This is a genomic window from Deinococcus peraridilitoris DSM 19664 (assembly GCF_000317835.1).
GTDB classification, from domain to species: Bacteria; Deinococcota; Deinococci; order Deinococcales; family Deinococcaceae; genus Deinococcus_A; species Deinococcus_A peraridilitoris.
This window is the reverse complement of the sequence record NC_019793.1, coordinates 2813915-2829123: the sequence shown is the minus strand read 5'-3', so window position 1 is coordinate 2829123 and position 15209 is coordinate 2813915. Positions and strand designations below refer to the sequence as shown.

Sequence of the window (15209 nt, the reverse complement as noted above, 5' to 3'; positions counted from 1 at the left end):
AGTGACCACCCGGTCACCGCTCGCCCAGGAGAATTCATGAAAAAAGCCCTCACCATCCTGTCCCTCGCCCTGCTCGGCAACGCCGGCGCCGCGACCCTCACCGTCTGGACCCACTTCGGCACGACCGAACTGGCGTGGCTGAAAAGCGAAGCAGAAGCGCACGCCAAGAAGACCGGTGACAAGATCAACATCGTCAGCGTGCCCTTCGATCAGATTCCCGACAAGTTGATCCAGAGTGCGCCCAAAGGCCAGGGGCCAGACGTGATCGTCACGCTGCCTCAGGACCGCCTCGGGCAGCTGGCCTCGGCAGGCGTGATCGAGCCGCTCGACCGCTACGTCACCAGCAAGACCGACCTTGACAAGACTGCTGTCAGCGCCATGACCTACAATGGCAAGCTGTTCGCCATTCCCATGTTCGCCGAGGCCGTCGCGCTGGTGTACAACAAGAAACTGGTGCCCACCGCGCCCACCACCTGGGACGCCTTCCTCAGCACCGCGCAGAAGAACACCGGCAACGGCAAGTTCGGCTTCCTCGCTGATCTGGGCAACGCCTACATGAACTACGGGGTCATCAGCGCCTACGGTGGGTACGTCTTCAAGAATCAGGGCGGCACCATGAACGTCAAGGATGTCGGCCTCGCCAACGAAGGCGCCGACAAGGCCGCTGCGTTCCTGAACGACCTGCGCTACAAGTACAACCTGGTGCCCGAAGGCGTGGACGGCAGCGCCGCTCGCAGCGCCTTTATCGATGGACGCCTGGCGATGTTCCTGACCGGCCCCTGGGACATGGGCGACATCAAGAAAGCCGGCGTCGATTACGGCATCGCCGCTTTCCCGACCCCGCCGGGCGCCAGCGGCAAGTGGAGCCCTTTCGTGGGCGTGCAGGGCACCATGATCAACGCCTACAGCAAGAACAAGGCCGCCGCCGCCGCATTCGCCAAGGTAATCAGCTCCGCCAACGCGCAGGTCGCCTTCAACAAGGCTGGTGGGCGCATTCCCGTCAGCCTGGCTGCCCGCAACCAGCTCAAGAGTGACCCGGTCGTGAGCGGCTTCGGACGCTCGATCAGCGCCGGCACCCCAATGCCCAACGTTCCCCAGATGGGCGCCGTGTGGGGTCCCTGGAGCAACGCGGTCGCGCAGAGCGTTCAGAAGGCCAACCCGAACTACACGGAAATCAACGACAAAGCCGTGCAGGAAATCAACAGCAACATCAAATAACGGGTCAAGAGGCAAGCGAATGGGGCGTGTCCCCATTCGCTTGCCTGCCACTGCCCCTTTCTGAAAAGGAGACAGCACTGTGGCCGTAACAATGCGCTCGACCCCCAGGCGCTCCACCCAGCCTCCCGAGGGTGCGGGAGGCGTGCTTTTGGCGGTACTCGTGCTGGTTCTGCTGCTGGGCGGTGCGGTTCTGATCGGCTGGCTGCTTTCCGGCCTGATCGCCCAGGCCGTGCCCGGCGCGCCCCCTTACCTGATCCTGGTCTTCAGCTTCCTGGGCCTGCTGCTGGGCATGCCGCTCGTCGCGCGGCTCCTTCCCTGGATCACCAACTGGTATTACCTGTTTCCCGCACTGGTCTTTCTGTCGGCCTTTACCGTGCTGCCCGTGGTGCTGACGGTCAATTACGCCTTCACCAACTACACCGGGCAGAACAGCGGCAACCCGGACGCTGCCGTCCGGGCCGAAGCCACGCTCGGCAATGATCGGCGCACCGTGACGCTGTCAGAGCTGCCCGAAGGCAACAGCCTCGGTGAGTACCTGCGCTGCCGCTCGGTCACCTGCGCCGGTGACACCCTGGTGCTGTTCGACGAGGAAGCCTCGGTGGCCGTACGGGCCGCCATCGCGGGCGTCGCGGGACGTCAGGTCACGCTCGCAGCGCCCGTCGCCGAGGGATTCGAGGTTGTCAACGTCACCCGCATCAACCGCTATGGCTATGTGGGACTGGCGAATTTCCGTGAGATCTTTGGCCGGGCGACCCGCGCGTTGTGGCCGGTGTTTGCCTGGACCGTGATCTTCGCCTTCAGTACCGTCATCATCAACGCCGTTGCGGGTCTGGTTCTGGGCATCCTGCTCTACAACAAGCGTCTCAAGGGACGAAACGTCTACCGCACCCTGCTGTTCTTACCGTGGGCCATTCCGGCGGTGATCAGCGTGCAGATGTGGGTGGCGTTGCTCAATCAACAGTTCGGCATCGTCAACAAAAGCCTGGGCCTGCTGGGCCTTGCCGCCGTGCCGTGGCTCGGCGATCCGCTGTGGGCCAAGATCAGCATTCTGCTGGTGAATCTGTGGCTGGGTTTCCCTTACATGATGACCGCCACCATCAGCGCGCTGGCCACCATCAACGAGGACCTGTACGAAGCCGCCAGCATCGATGGTGCGAGCCGCTGGCAACAGATTCAGAACATCACCCTGCCGCTGCTGAAAAACGCCTTTACCCCCATTCTGCTGTCGGGTTTCGCCTTTAACTTCAACAACTTCGGCATCATCTACCTGCTCACGCGCGGCGGCCCGGCGCAGGAAGGCCGCGAAGCGACCGCGCAGAGCACGGACATTCTGCTCTCCTGGGGCTACAACACCGCGTTCTCGGCGAACGGTGGGCAGAACTACGCGCTGGCGAGCGCCATCGCGCTGATCGTCTTCTTTCTCACGCTGGCCATCAGCCTGGTGAACTTCCGGGCGGCCGGGGTCTTCCGGGAGGCCCAACGATGACGCGCGCGCCTCTGAATGCCTCCGATCTTCCACCGGGAGGTTACGTTCACCGTGAACCCGGTCTGCTGCGCCGGGCGCTGCCGTGGCTGATCCTGGTTGCCTGCGTCGCTGGGGTGGTCGTTCTGGGTTACCTGCTGGCCCAGAACATGGCCGGCCGGCCCAAGAGCTTCACCATTTATTTTGTGGAAGGCGGCTGGAAGCGTTTCTTGCTGTTCCTGCTCGCCGCGAGCGGTGTGCTGGCGCTGACCAGCCTGATCGGGCAGAAAATCGGGCAGCGCGTCACCCGGCGCAAGGTCAGCTACGTGGCGGTGCTGGGTGACCAGCTGACCCACCTGTTTCTGATCCTGGTGGTGCTGGTCGCCGTGTATCCGCTGGTGTACGTGCTCGTGGCCGCTTTTGACCCACGCAACAGCCTGTTCGCGTTTCCGGACTTTGATAACCCGAACATCCTGTACCGCACCGGGTTGCTGCCGAACCTGAGTGTGCTGAGCCTGGAGAACTTCAGGCGTCTCTTTGACGGCGTGGTTGTGCCCTGGTGGCAGCTGCTGCTGGCCGGGCTGGGAGGAGCGGCATTGAGCGCGCTGCTGCTGTTTGCCCTGATAGGTCGTGTCAGCGGAAAGGCGGCGTCAGCGACGAGTACGGCCTTCGAACGCAACCGTGCCTGGGCCATGCGGCTGCTGATTGCCGCACTGGTGCTGCTGGTGGTCTTCATGACACCCGCGCAGTTCACCGGACAGGGCAACGAAAGCCGCTTCTTGCTGTCGGTGCGCAATACGCTGCTGGTGTCGGGCATCACGGGCGTGCTGGCGATTCTGCTGTCGACCACCGCGGGCTACGCCATGGCAAGGCTGCGTTTTCCGGGACGCTTTCAGACGCTGCTGTTCTTCATTTTCATTCAGATGTTCCCGGTCTTTCTGGCCCTGGTGGCGGTCTATACGCTGATGGTCATCCTGGGACTCACCAACACCTTCACCGGCCTGATCCTGGCTTACTCGGGCGGCGCGATCGCCTTCAACACCTGGATTTTCAAAGGGTATGTCGAGAGCCTGCCCGAATCGCTCGAAGAAGCCGCGATGGTGGACGGCGCCACCCGCTGGCAAGCGTTGTTGCGGGTGGTGCTGCCCCTGTCCGGCGGGATGCTGGCGTTCATCTTCCTGAATCAGTTCATTGGCACCTACGCCGAATTCATTCTGGCGAACGTACTGCTCACGGGCGTGGAAAAGTGGACCGTCGGCGTGATGCTGCTGAGTTTCACCGCCGGGCAGTTCTCGACCCAGTGGGGCATCTTTGCCGCCGCGGCGGCACTGGGCGCCCTGCCGATCGTGGCACTCTTCTACGGCTTTCAGCAATACTTCGTGGGCGGCACGGTTGCGGGTGGCGTCAAGGAATAAGCCGTTCTGGTCCGCCCGTCAGGCGTCATGCCAGGCTGCCCCGGACAGCCCAAGCAGGTCATCCCCTCAGGAAAATTCCTGAGGGGATTTTGCTGTCGCGACATCTGCTCCACGCTTTTGTCGCATACCCTGACCACCGGACACCTACCGCCCTCGTCCAGTACTCCAAACGCGTAAATTTTTATATTATCTCTGGCCGACCACAAAAATGCCACAAACGAGACATAGCGCGCATCAGTTAAGGTTTCATAAATAGTATACGATGTATTGCAACGTGTTACACTTCGCCAGAACCTAACAGATGTTTTTGGAGGACGTGCATGCGTAGACACGGTCTGGTCGGCATCCTTTCGCTTTCTTTGGTCCTCGCGGCGTGCGGACAGAGCAATCTGTCCAGCAGCCCCGAACAAACGACAAGCGCACAAGGCTCTCACGAATTTGTCGAGGGCGAACTGCTCCTGCAACTCAACGCAGGCTTGACCGCGCAGTCTCTCAGCGCCCTCGAAACCAGGCTCGGTGTGCAGGCCGTCGAGAGGCTGGCCGTGACCGACGGGGCGCCGCTCTATCTCGCGCGCATCACCAACGGCCGCAGCGTTCAGCAGGCACTGGCCGACATCAACGCCAGCGGCAGCGTGCGCTTTGCCGAACCGAACTGGATCTACACCCACGCCGCCACCAGCAACGATCCGTATTACGTCGACGGCACGCTGTGGGGCATGTACGGTGACACCACCAGCCCGAAAAACGAGTTCGGTAGCCAGGCCGGTGAAGCCTGGGCAAACAACCGCACCGGCAGCAAGAGCGTCTACATCGGCGTGATCGACGAAGGCATCGACTTCAATCACCCTGACCTCAGCGCCAACATCTGGGTCAACCCGCATGACCCTGCCGACGGCGTCGACAACGACGGCAACGGTTACGTCGACGACGTGCGTGGCTGGGACTTTGCCAACGGCAACAACACCATTTACGACGGCAACCGGAAAGAAGGCACCGACGAGCACGGCACGCACGTCGCAGGCACCATCGGCGGCGTCGGCGGCAACGGCGTCGGCGTGGCGGGCGTCAACTGGAACGTCACCATGATCAGCGGCAAGTTCCTCGGCTCGCGCGGCGGCACCACCGCGAACGCCATCAAGGCGGTCGATTACTTCACCGACCTCAAGAAACGCCACGGGCTGAACATTGTGGCGACCAGCAACTCGTGGGGCGGCGGCGGCTTCTCGCAGGCGCTGCTCGACGCCATCAACCGGGGCGGCAATGCGGGCATCCTGTTCATCGCGGCGGCCGGCAACGGTGGCAGTGACGGGGTGGGCGACAACAACGACACCACGGCCAATTACCCCAGCAACTACGAGTGCACCGCCAACGGCAGCTACGACTGCGTCGTGGCCGTCGCGGCCATCGCCAAAGACGGCTCGCTCGCGCGTTTCTCGAACTACGGCGCCAAGACCGTAGACCTCGGCGCGCCCGGCGTGGCCGTGATGTCCACCCTGCCCGGCAACACCTACGGCTCCTACAACGGCACCAGCATGGCCACCCCGCACGTGTCGGGCGGAGCGGCGCTGTACGCCAGCACCCACGCAGGAGCGAGTGCCACGCAGATCCGGCAGGCCATCATGGACGCCGCACAGGCCACGCCTACGGCGTCGTTGCAAAACAAGACGGTCACGAACGGTCGCCTGAACGTCGGCGCCTTCTAGGCCACCGGCATCTTCCGAGTCACCATCACCGGGCAGCCCGTTCATAGACGGGAACGGGCTGCCTGTCCCTTCCAGCCAATTTTCCTGCACAGGAGCACATCATGAAAAACACCAAACTCGTTCTCGGCCTCGGTCTCGCCCTCTCTCTCGCCGCCTGCGGTGGTACCAGCACGGACACCAACGCCACCGTGGACCCAATGGTCGCGCCGCTGAAAGCGCCCGTCAGCGCCAGCCAGACCATTCCGGGCTCGTACATCGTGGTGCTCAAGGAAGGCGTCGAGCCGCGCGGTCTCGCGCAGGCTGCCGGGGTGGTGCCGACCTTCGTGTACAGCATCGTCAATGGTTTCGCAGGACAGCTCAATGAAGGCCAATTGAACGCCCTGCGCCGCAACCCCAACGTGGAGTACATCGAGCAGGACCAGGTCTACAAGGCAGACGCGACCCAGTACATGGACGGCGCGGGCGACCCCTGGGGTCTTGACCGCATCAACCAGCGCGACCTGCCGCTCGACGGCGCCTACACCTACACCTACACCGGCGACGGCGTGCGCGCCTACATCATCGACACCGGGCTTGACGCCGGCCACGCCGATTTCGAGGGCCGCGCTCAGAACGTCTACGACGCTTTCGGTGGCAACGGCAACGATTGCAACGGCCACGGCACGCACGTGGGGGGCACGGTGGGCGGCAAGACCTACGGCGTGGCCAAAAAATCCCTGCTGCGCGGTGTGAAAGTGCTCGACTGCGCCGGCTCGGGCTCGACTTCCGGCATCATCGCCGCCGTGGACTGGGTGCGCACCAACCACATCAAACCCGCCGTGGCGAACATGAGCCTGGGCGGCGGTAAATCCTCCACCCTCAACACCGCCGTCGTGAACCTTTCGAACGCCGGGGTGTACGTCGCCGTCGCCGCCGGCAACGAAAACCAGGACGCCTGCAACGTGTCGCCTGCCAGTGCCGGGCTCAACACGGCTGTCACGACGGTCGCCGCGTCGGACAAAACAGACACCAAAGCCTCCTTCTCGAACTTCGGTGGCTGCGTGGACATCTACGCGCCCGGCGTGGGCATCAAGTCGGCCTGGATCGGCAGTGGCACCACCGAAACCAACACCATCAGCGGCACTTCCATGGCCTCTCCGCACGTGGCGGGCGTGGGCGCCCTGGTCAAGCACCGTTATGGTGATATCTCCTCGGCGTCGGTGTGGAATTACATCTACAACGCCGCGACACCCTCGAAGATCAAGAGCAACCCCAGCGGCACCCCCAACCTGCTGCTGTACAAGTACGTCACCGCCTGGTAACCTCGAAAACTTACGCGAAGGCCGTGGGCAACTGCCCACGGCCTTCTTATCCTGTGTCAGGAAGGTTGTACCTGACGCAGCCACGCCCGCGCCTGACCGGGCGAGCGAAAGCGCAGCACGTGCAGGTGCGCAAAGCGGGCAAGTTCCCCGGGAGTCTCCCGGCGCCGGCGCCAGTGGGTACGAAAGAACCAGGCCAGAATACCGTCACGTGACACAAGGTTCATGCCCAGGCGCTCGCGGTTGCCGTTCCAGAGTTCCTCGCCGGTCAGGCCGCGCCGCAGGGTGCGCCGCAGCAGGCGCCAGAACACCAGCGGGGCCGGGTAGTCGAGCCAGACCACCGTGTCCGCGCGCGGCCAGCCGATGTCGCGCGCCTTGCGGTAATTTCCGTCCATCACCCAGCAGGGCTGCGCGGTGAAGGCCTCGACGTGTGCCCGGAAGCGTTCCAGCGGTGCTTCCTGCCAGTCAGGCTCGTGGTTCCAGGCGTCCTGCTCGGCATGCGGCACCTGCAAGCGAAGCGCGAGCTCCCGCGCGAAGGTGGTCTTGCCGCTGCCGGTCGTTCCGATCACGATGATGCGCTGCACACTGCCCATTCCAGCACGTGCGCAGGCAGCGCGCCTCGGCAAGATGGCGGGTGCGTTACGCTGCGGTCATGCAAGTCGGCGTGATTTCGGATACGCATGGACTGCTGCGCCCTGAAGCGCTGGCAGCGCTCGCCGGCAGCGACCTGATTCTGCACGCGGGCGATGTGGGCAAGCCGGAAATTCTGGCGCGCCTCGCTGACCTCGCGCCCACCCTGGCCGTGCGCGGCAACGTGGACCGGAGCGAGTGGGCCCGCGACCTCCCCGAGACCCTGGTCCACGTTGCCGCGGGTGTCTGGTTCTACCTGCTGCACGACGTGCGGGCGCTTGACCTCTCCCCTGGCCCGGCCGGGTTTCGGGTGGTGGTCAGCGGACACTCGCACCGGGCAAGTCTCGAAGAGCGCGCCGGGGTGCTGTACCTCAATCCGGGCGCAGCCGGGCCGCGCCGCTTTCGTCTGCCCCTCTGCGTGGCCCTGCTGCACCTTGAGGGGGGCGAGGTCCGCACCGAGCTGCGCGAACTCAGTGTCCGGCCGTGACCCGAATGTCGCGTGCCTCGCTCATCTCGTGGATGATCGCCAGGGTATGAATCGGCACGCCCAGCGACGCCAGGTTCTCACGGCCATGCTCGAAGGCTTTCTCGATGACGCAGCCCAGCCCCAGCAGCGTGGCGCCGCTTTCGTGGATGATGTCGGCCAGCGCCAGCAGGGTCTTGCCGCTCGCCAGAAAGTCGTCGATGACCACCACACGGTCCTCTTGGCCAAGGTACTCGCTGCTGACAAACAGGTCCACCACGCCGCCCTTGGTACGGCTGACGCTCTGGGCCGTGAAAGTGCGCTCGTGCATGGTGACGGGCTTCTTCTTGCGGGCGTACACCATGGGCACGCCCAGCTGCAGAGAGGTCACCAGGGCGGGCGCGATGCCACTCACCTCGATGGTCAGGATTTTGTTGGGCGCGAGTTCACGAAAATGAGCAGCGAACGTCTCACCCATCATCGCGGTGAGCTGCGGCTGCAGCTGGTGATTGACCAGTCCGTCCACTTTGAGCAGGCCACCCGGCAGAACGGTTCCTTGTTGCGCAATGGCCTGAACGAGAGCGTGCATGCAGAGCATTCTAGGGACTGCCCGACAGCCATGGAGCTTTCAGCGTGTACATTCAGTCGTCGCCCAAAACAAAGATGGAGGAATACGCAAGCCACACGCAGAAAACACTGCTCGGCTGTGAGTGTTATGTAAGAGGCGCCGTTGTAAGGTGAGCATTGATGTTTCTTGCCTGGCGGAATTTACGCTCGCTTGCCGATCAGGCACTCTCCGCGAATACGGAAGCCGAGATAGAGTTTCGTCGGCACGCCCTGCTGGCTGTGCTGGCAATCGCCACCGTGACCTCTTTGATCACCCTGGCGCTGGCAATTGCCCTCGACTTTCAGAACAGCGACAAGATCGGGCTTGCAATCGTCACCGCGAAGAATCTGGGCTTCTTCCTGCTGCTGCGGCAGCGTCCCCAGTTGCTCATGCCGCTCGGTGCCCTGCACTTCGCGATTCTCGCGGTGACCACTGTCGTGAAATTTTCGGATGCGGTGCTGGACGAACAAGTGACGTATGGCCTGGGGGCTTACTCGTACTGGCTGCCCATGGTATACGTGACAGCTTTTCTGGTGTTCCGAGGACGGACGGCGCTGATAGCGGCCCTGGTGCCGTTCACGGCGGTACTGGCCGTTGGGGTGGCCTTTTGGGCTTCGTCGTCCATTCCTGTGGGCACCAAAACCGCTTATGCCTACCTGTTCGTGCAGGTCTACCTGACGCACGCGGCGTTCATCACGACCTTCGTCTTCCTGGCAATCTTGCTCGACCGGTACATGCGCGCCATCCGCACTGCGGAAAACGAAGCGAAGTTTGCTTACGCTGACGATCTCACCGGCCTTGCCAACCGGCGGCAGTTGACCCACTGGCTCAAAAGTCATCTGGCACGCGCCGCAAGCAGGAATGAAGCGCTGAGCGTGATTCTCTTTGACCTGGACCACTTCAAGCGCGTGAACGACACGCTGGGGCACGATACCGGAGACGCCGTGCTCCAGGCCACGGCACACTCGCTCATGACCGCCCTGCGCCGCACCACGCTGTTCGGGCGCTGGGGAGGCGAGGAGTTTCTGGTCATTCTTCCCGCGACCACTGCCGAGCAGGCAGAAGTGATTGCACAACGCATCCGAATGGCCGTGGCCAGCGTGGAACACGCCGGGCTGGGGCGCATCACCGCCAGCTGCGGCGTTGCCGAGCTGCTTCCAGGCGAAACGCTGGCCTCGCTCCTCAGACGTGCCGACCAGGCTTCCTATCAGGCCAAATACGACGGACGCGACTGCGTGCGCATCGCCGCCTGATCAGGCCGCTTCGGAGTGCAGCTCTTCGACCTCCAGGGTCCCCGGACGTCATGGTGTCAAAGAGCGTGCGCATCGCCTTTTTGGCTGGCAGGACACCTTTGCTCTAGACTCGCGCCATGACCGAGGCCCAGGAACAATTTATGCGGGAAGCGGCCCAGCTGGCGCTCGAGAACGTGCACAGCGCTCAGGGCGGTCCCTTTGGCGCCGTTATCGTGCGCGACGGCGAGGTGATCGCCCGGGGCATGAACCGCGTGACCAGCACGAGTGACCCGACCGCTCACGCCGAGGTCGTGGCGATTCGTGAAGCAGCCCACCGGCTTGGAACCTTCGACTTGTCGGGCTGCGAAATCTACACCAGCTGTGAGCCCTGTCCCATGTGCCTGGGTGCCATCTACTGGGCCCGGCTGAACCGGGTCTACTACGGCTGCACCCAGGCCGATGCGGACGCCATCGGATTCAGTGACCAGTTCATCTACGAGGAACTTGCCCGTCCGCAAGACCAGCGTCGTTTGGAAATGCGGCAGCTCGGACGTGAAGTGTCGCTGCAGGCCTTCGAGGCCTGGACCGTCAGCCAGAGCAAGGTTCCATACTGAGCTTCCGTTCCACACCCAGTCAGTACCCACCCGCCGCGTCCGGGGCCGTCTCACTGCACTTTTCGCCGCAGGGCGTGAGGGGGCGCCTGCGTCACCTGCTGCTGGGGCGGACGCTGCTGTGGCAGACCGCACACTGTCTGAAGCGGCTCCCGGAGACCCTTTCGCCCGCCGAGCGTGACGCCGCCCAGAAACAGGCCAGCGCCCGGCTGCTGCGCCACCTGCGGGTCCAACTGGACACGACCGGGCTGGAGCACATCATGGACGGCCCGTATCTGGTGGTACCCCTGCATGAAGGCATCGCGGACGTGCTTTGCCTGGCGCAGCTTCCCTTACCACTGCGGTTCGTCGCGCGTGACGAGATCTTCAACTGGCCGCACGTGGGGCCGGCCATCCGGCGCCTGGGGCACGTCAGCATCAATCCGGAAAGCGGGGCGCGCGGTTACCGGGAACTGTTACGCCGCGCGGAGGGCATTCTGAAAGGTGGAGAAAGCCTGGCAATGTTTCCGCAAGGTTCACTGCTGGGCATCGAGACGGACTTTCAGCGTGGTGCATTTGTGCTGGCGCGGCAGCTGAACGTACCCCTTCTGCCAGTGGTCATGACGGGCGCCCACCGCGTCTGGGAGCATCCTTTCACGCCGCGCCTGCGCTACGGCGTGCGGGTCGGTATGCGTGTGCTGCCGCCAACACCTGCTCCGGATGGGCACCGTTACACACCGGATGAGCTGCGTCTTACGCTGCGCCAACTGATGAAGCGTCACGCCCTGGACGGGAGCATGCCCGCGCCGCGCCGTTACCGGCCCGAACGCGACGGTTTCTGGGACGGCTTTCGCTTCGACATCGATCCGGACTTTCCCGAGCTTCATCACCAGATTGCCGAGCGCCGACGCTCGCACGGACCTGCAGCTTAGAGCGTTTGTCCACTCCACCCTTGGCGGAAGACACGCCATCAATTCCGTTGTCTTGGGCAGAACGGACGCCCTACAGGACGCCTGCCCGCGTCTTGGGCAGAACGGACGCCCTACAGGACGCCTGCCCGCTTCCAAACGCTCCTGGTCAAGGTCACTTGTTCTGCTCGGTCAAAGACATGGATCAAAAACTCATCAATGTCTTTGACAACCGCCTTAAGACGCATTGAGACGCGCAGAGCCTGGGGTTCAGGCCAGGTTCTGCGCGGGATCCGTTTCAATAACCGCGGTTCGGCGGCGATCGTCAGGGTTTGGACTGCAGTGCGCCGATGTCCAGCGCTCGGGAATTGACGATGGGCGTGCCGTCCAGGTCGGCACTGATGCTCAGGGCGCTCAGCGGCTCACGCGCTCCGGCACCACGACCCGGGCTGCCGGGCAGCAACCGGAAATCAAGGCCGGAAGGATTGGCAAACCGGGGGTCGGCCACTCGGGAACTGGGGTGCAGATCGCCTCCCCGGATGGTGATTTTGGGCGGGGGACCGTCACGCCACAGCAGGTTGTTGCCCTCGTCAAAGGACGCGTCAGCAAACAGCAGATCGCGGTCACTGCTGGCACGGGCGACCAGGATATTGTTGCGGGCGCTCAGGATGTCGGGGCCACAGCCGTCTCCGCAGGAAATGCCCAACGTGACCTGATAGCCGGTATTGTTGTAAAACCGTGTGCCGGGATTGGCACCCCACTTGCTGCGCGATCCACGCAGCACCAGCATTTCTCCGCCGGTGTCGACGGGCGCATACAGGTTGTAAGCAAAAGTGTTGTTCGCCGAGTTCATGCCGCTGTGCCCACCCAGCTCGGCGAAGGTGGAATCGTTGACGCTGACGTTGTGGTGAATGAAATTGCGGCTGGCCTTGAACAGCTCGACTGAGGCGCCCTCGACCCCATAGTCCTCGCTGCAGGCGATGTTGCCCTCGAAATAGTTGTACGCCACCTCGTTGTCGTTGGCGTTGAGCAGCACGCCCCAGGCGCCCGAGTCGTCGTCAGGAGTTGCGGGGGTGTTCTGCGACATGACGGTGTTGTGTACCAGCATGTTGTAGAGGGCCTTGTTCTGGCTCCCGCCCTCGAAGTGAATTCCGGCCGTCAGACCGCTGGCCCTGGAAGAGCGCACGGTGTTGCCCTGTGAGCCGTCCCGGAACGAAAAGCCGATGCGCCAGCCTGTCGGCTGTGAGCGGCAACGCCAGGCGTCAGCGCGGGGAGCCGGAGTGTCAGAAGCGATATCGAGAAATTCTAGCACCTGATGGCGGCCACGAACATTGACGACCGCGCCTTCGCCGCGACCACGCAGTTGCGGCAAGGCACCTTCACCGTAGGCGCCGATGGTGACGGGCGCTTCGGGCGTGCCACTCCATTTGGCGTCGAGTGTTCCGTCCCAGCGGCAGCCACGCTTGAAGAGCAGCGCTTCGCCGGGTCCCAGGGAAGCGCTTGCGGCTCTGCCCAGACTTTTCCACGCTTGGGCAGCGCTGCGTCCGCTGGCCGCGTCGCTTCCCGAATTGCAGTCGACGTAATAGGTGGTGGTTGGCGGCCGCTGGGTTTGAGCGTTCTGAGCCGACGCGCCCTGCCCTTGCGCGGACGTCTGCATGGCGCTGATCTGGGTGCGCCAGGGATTGCTGGTGATGCCCACACTCGCCGAGTTGCGCACCCCGACGCACCCGGACAGCACCAGGGGTAAAACCAGCATTCCGCTCAGGTACACAGTAAACGGGCGCAGGATTGGAGTAAGACCTCGGCGGGCAGTTGAACGTTGTGGTGGCACGGTGATGGCTTTCCTTTGCATGATGTCAGGCGAAAACAAACTAAAAATGGGCGACGTCTCCGGTGGCGCCAAGTTGAAAGCGTTGGCAGTGACGTGACAACGTCTCAGGCTAGCGGCGTTCGATGACCGCTGCATGACCAGAAATCTTCATGACGTGTCCGTGAAGCGGGCAGTTGATGCCAAGCTGATGACGAGAACAGGGCTATTCAAATAAAATCGGTGGTTTCTCTCATAAAGAGGACTTTTCCTCATGAGCATACTTCCGATTTCGGGCAATTTCACTCACCCGAGCTCAGAAACGCATTTACTTCGCTTCAAGTGGTATTGAAGTCCTTGTACACGAATAAAACAGCATTTTTGATCAAATTCTGACGCAGGATCTGACGCAACATGAAAAAACTACAGGAAGCAGGTGAAGCCCGACGATACTCATGAATACCGTTTAAATATGTTGCACTTGTTCTGGTGGATCGATGCCGATCCAGACAGCAAATTTAGTGTATTTCCGGTAGGCGTCCAGAACAAAGGTAAACCCGGAGAAGTCGTTGATCTCACAAAAAGGTCGATTTCTGAGCGAAAAACTTACGTTCATGGAAAAGGACCTAAACCACGCACTCACTCATGAAGTGCGCTCACACCCTACAACTGATTCATCCGCGGGCCCGACCTGCTCGCGAACGACGAACGCAATTCACCGCTCGTCCGGTCACCGCACCACCGGTCCACCTCATTCTCGAAGACTTATTGCAAGGAGCTGTGATGAATCAATTCGTATCGGTCATTTTGGCGGGCGGCAGTGGAGAGCGGTTCTGGCCGCTTTCCCGCAAGCACAAGCCCAAACAGTTTTTGTCACTCGATCACACGGGCAGCACGCTGCTGCAGGCCACCGCCGAGCGGCTGCTCGCCATTCACCCCAACACCGACAACCTGTATGTCATCACGAGCGCCGAGTACCGTGGGCTGGTGCTCGAGCAGCTTCCCGAATTGCCGGTCGAGAACCTGATCGTCGAACCGTTTGCCCGTGATACTGCGCCTGCGGTGCTGTACGCCACGCTGTGCCTGCAAAAGCGCTACGACAATCCGATCATCGGCTTTTTTCCGGCTGACCACCGGGTCACCAGTGATGAACGCTTCGAGCGTTGCATGCTGCGCGCCGCCGACGCTGCCGAGCGTCACGGCTCGCTGGTCGTGCTGGGCATCGAACCCAATTTTCCGGCCACCGGCTACGGCTACATCCGGCGCGGCGAAAGCGTACCGGGCCGTGGCGTCTACCACGTGTCGCACTTTGCCGAGAAACCCGATGTGGAGACGGCTCAGGCTTACCTTGACACCGGTGTCTACTGCTGGAACAGCGGCATGCTGGTTGCCAGCATGAACACGCTGCTCGAGGAATTTCGTACCCATCAGAACGAGCTGCTGACCGTGCTGAGCGCAGCCAAGAACCGCCTGAGCACCCGCGAAGCCTACGCCAGCACCGAGAAGATCAGCTTCGACTACGCCATTCTGGAAAAATCCAAGCGTGTGCATGTCGTGCCCGGCGACTTCGACTGGGACGATCTGGGTGACTGGAACGCCCTGGAACGGCTGCTCAAGAACAACCACGGTGCGCCCAGCTCGGGACGCCATGTCGGACTCGACACCGAGGGCGTACTGCTGTACAACACCAACAGCAACGAGCTGATTGTCACCATCGGACTCGAGGACGTCACCATCGTCAGCGACAAGGAAGTCACGCTGGTCGTTCGCAAAGAGCGCACTCAGGACATTAAAAAAGTGGTTCAGCAACTCAAGAACACACCCGGACTCGAACGCTTCGCCTGAAGCCGGCCACCTTCCCAAAACGCACGCAACA

General features: G+C 62.5%; 13 protein-coding genes. 10 read left to right on the top strand and 3 right to left on the bottom strand.

Annotated features, from left to right (window positions below):
- Nucleotides 1-36: 36 nt before the first annotated feature.
- From DEIPE_RS13745 to DEIPE_RS13725, 5 genes are all read left to right on the top strand, one after another.
- A complete protein-coding gene (locus DEIPE_RS13745) occupies nucleotides 37-1218 on the top strand; it encodes a sugar ABC transporter substrate-binding protein (protein WP_015236580.1) in 1182 nt (393 codons plus the stop codon).
- 91 nt (nucleotides 1219-1309) lie between these two features.
- On the top strand, nucleotides 1310-2704 hold the full coding sequence (locus tag DEIPE_RS13740) for an ABC transporter permease subunit (RefSeq protein WP_041230908.1): 1395 nt from the start codon (nucleotides 1310-1312) through the stop codon (nucleotides 2702-2704).
- On the top strand, nucleotides 2701-4095 hold the full coding sequence (locus tag DEIPE_RS13735; RefSeq protein WP_015236578.1) for a sugar ABC transporter permease: 1395 nt from the start codon (nucleotides 2701-2703) through the stop codon (nucleotides 4093-4095). The genes DEIPE_RS13740 and DEIPE_RS13735 overlap by 4 nt, the downstream gene beginning before the upstream one ends.
- 320 nt (nucleotides 4096-4415) lie before the next feature.
- Entirely contained in the window at nucleotides 4416-5798 is a 1383-nt protein-coding gene (locus DEIPE_RS13730) for a S8 family peptidase (RefSeq protein WP_015236577.1), read from the top strand.
- 101 nt (nucleotides 5799-5899) lie between these two features.
- Nucleotides 5900-7099 carry a S8 family peptidase gene (locus DEIPE_RS13725; protein ID WP_015236576.1) on the top strand — a complete coding sequence of 400 codons (1200 nt, stop codon included), beginning with the start codon at nucleotides 5900-5902 and terminating at the stop codon, nucleotides 7097-7099.
- A 56-nt stretch (nucleotides 7100-7155) separates the two neighbouring features.
- Here the strand turns inward: DEIPE_RS13725 and DEIPE_RS13720 are convergent, their stop codons facing one another.
- Complete coding sequence (locus DEIPE_RS13720) at nucleotides 7156-7689, bottom strand: P-loop NTPase family protein (protein ID WP_015236575.1); 534 nt, start codon at nucleotides 7687-7689, stop codon at nucleotides 7156-7158.
- 59 nt (nucleotides 7690-7748) lie between these two features.
- Here DEIPE_RS13720 and DEIPE_RS13715 point away from each other — a divergent pair, with 59 nt between their 5' ends.
- Nucleotides 7749-8213: a metallophosphoesterase family protein gene (locus DEIPE_RS13715; protein ID WP_015236574.1), complete on the top strand. Its 465-nt coding sequence runs from the start codon at nucleotides 7749-7751 to the stop codon at nucleotides 8211-8213.
- On the opposite strand, the gene xpt is transcribed toward DEIPE_RS13715, so the two are convergent.
- The gene (xpt, locus tag DEIPE_RS13710; RefSeq protein ID WP_041231567.1) at nucleotides 8197-8778 is read right to left on the bottom strand and encodes a xanthine phosphoribosyltransferase; all 582 of its coding nucleotides are present in this window, start codon (nucleotides 8776-8778) and stop codon (nucleotides 8197-8199) included. The two genes, DEIPE_RS13715 and xpt, sit on opposite strands and share 17 nt — an antisense overlap.
- 158 nt (nucleotides 8779-8936) lie before the next feature.
- Between xpt and DEIPE_RS22380 the strand changes: the two genes are divergently transcribed.
- The 3 genes from DEIPE_RS22380 (at nucleotide 8937) to DEIPE_RS13695 (ending at nucleotide 11550) form a co-directional block, all read left to right on the top strand.
- On the top strand, nucleotides 8937-10049 hold the full coding sequence (locus DEIPE_RS22380) for a GGDEF domain-containing protein (RefSeq protein WP_015236572.1): 1113 nt from the start codon (nucleotides 8937-8939) through the stop codon (nucleotides 10047-10049).
- A gap of 116 nt (nucleotides 10050-10165) precedes the next feature.
- Entirely contained in the window at nucleotides 10166-10642 is a 477-nt protein-coding gene (locus DEIPE_RS13700; protein WP_015236571.1) for a nucleoside deaminase, read from the top strand.
- Nucleotides 10643-10716: 74 nt separating this feature from the next.
- Nucleotides 10717-11550 carry a lysophospholipid acyltransferase family protein gene (locus DEIPE_RS13695; RefSeq protein WP_015236570.1) on the top strand — a complete coding sequence of 278 codons (834 nt, stop codon included), beginning with the start codon at nucleotides 10717-10719 and terminating at the stop codon, nucleotides 11548-11550.
- A 301-nt stretch (nucleotides 11551-11851) separates the two neighbouring features.
- Here the strand turns inward: DEIPE_RS13695 and DEIPE_RS13690 are convergent, their stop codons facing one another.
- Nucleotides 11852-13282, bottom strand: coding sequence for a right-handed parallel beta-helix repeat-containing protein (locus tag DEIPE_RS13690; protein WP_015236569.1), 1431 nt, complete (start codon nucleotides 13280-13282; stop codon nucleotides 11852-11854).
- Nucleotides 13283-14116: 834 nt separating this feature from the next.
- Here DEIPE_RS13690 and DEIPE_RS13685 point away from each other — a divergent pair.
- Nucleotides 14117-15178: a mannose-1-phosphate guanylyltransferase gene (locus tag DEIPE_RS13685; protein ID WP_015236567.1), complete on the top strand. Its 1062-nt coding sequence runs from the start codon at nucleotides 14117-14119 to the stop codon at nucleotides 15176-15178.
- Nucleotides 15179-15209: the final 31 nt, after the last annotated feature.

Bases quoted from the DNA above. Each gene is read 5' to 3' on its own strand.
- DEIPE_RS13745 (WP_015236580.1), top strand. From the start codon at position 37: ATGAAAAAAGCCCTCACCATCCTGTCCCTCGCCCTGCTCGGCAACGCC.
- DEIPE_RS13740 (WP_041230908.1), top strand. From the start codon at position 1,310: ATGCGCTCGACCCCCAGGCGCTCCACCCAGCCTCCCGAGGGTGCGGGA.
- DEIPE_RS13735 (WP_015236578.1), top strand. From the start codon at position 2,701: ATGACGCGCGCGCCTCTGAATGCCTCCGATCTTCCACCGGGAGGTTAC.
- DEIPE_RS13730 (WP_015236577.1), top strand. From the start codon at position 4,416: ATGCGTAGACACGGTCTGGTCGGCATCCTTTCGCTTTCTTTGGTCCTC.
- DEIPE_RS13725 (WP_015236576.1), top strand. From the start codon at position 5,900: ATGAAAAACACCAAACTCGTTCTCGGCCTCGGTCTCGCCCTCTCTCTC.
- DEIPE_RS13720 (WP_015236575.1), bottom strand. From the start codon at position 7,689: ATGGGCAGTGTGCAGCGCATCATCGTGATCGGAACGACCGGCAGCGGC.
- DEIPE_RS13715 (WP_015236574.1), top strand. From the start codon at position 7,749: ATGCAAGTCGGCGTGATTTCGGATACGCATGGACTGCTGCGCCCTGAA.
- xpt (WP_041231567.1), bottom strand. From the start codon at position 8,778: ATGCACGCTCTCGTTCAGGCCATTGCGCAACAAGGAACCGTTCTGCCG.
- DEIPE_RS22380 (WP_015236572.1), top strand. From the start codon at position 8,937: ATGTTTCTTGCCTGGCGGAATTTACGCTCGCTTGCCGATCAGGCACTC.
- DEIPE_RS13700 (WP_015236571.1), top strand. From the start codon at position 10,166: ATGACCGAGGCCCAGGAACAATTTATGCGGGAAGCGGCCCAGCTGGCG.
- DEIPE_RS13690 (WP_015236569.1), bottom strand. From the start codon at position 13,282: ATGCTGGTTTTACCCCTGGTGCTGTCCGGGTGCGTCGGGGTGCGCAAC.
- DEIPE_RS13685 (WP_015236567.1), top strand. From the start codon at position 14,117: ATGAATCAATTCGTATCGGTCATTTTGGCGGGCGGCAGTGGAGAGCGG.